Below are 380 nucleotides of genomic sequence, written 5' to 3' on the forward strand. Positions count from 1 at the left end.
CTCCAAGACGGCGACCGACATCAAGGACATCCCGCAATCCGTGTCGGTTGTCGGCCGTCAAGAAATCGACGACCAGGGCGCGCAGAAGGCTGATGAGGCCTTGCGCTATACGGCCGGCGTCTTCGCGCAGCCCTTCGGCCCCGACAGCGACACCAACTGGCTGTACATCCGTGGTTTCCAGGCGACGGCCACCGGCACCTACATGGATGGGCTGCAGCTGTTCAGCTACGGCTTCGGCGGCTTCTACGTAGACAGTTTCGGGCTTGAGCGCATTGAGGTGCTGAAGGGACCGGCCTCCGTACTCTACGGCGGCAGTAATCCCGGTGGCCTGGTCAACTATGTCAGCAAGCGGCCGGACTTCGAACGCACGCGCTATGTCG

At 62.6% G+C, this 380-nt stretch carries 1 protein-coding gene; it reads left to right on the forward strand.

Annotation, left to right across the window (positions count from 1 at the left end; genetic code table 11):
• Positions 1-380, forward strand: a 380-nt coding sequence (locus EOB49_RS34855) for a TonB-dependent receptor plug domain-containing protein (RefSeq protein WP_164781979.1), incomplete at both ends; no start/stop codon positions are given.

This window comes from Mesorhizobium sp. M7A.F.Ca.MR.148.00.0.0 (assembly GCF_003997735.1).
In the GTDB taxonomy this organism is placed as follows: Bacteria; Pseudomonadota; Alphaproteobacteria; order Rhizobiales; family Rhizobiaceae; genus Mesorhizobium.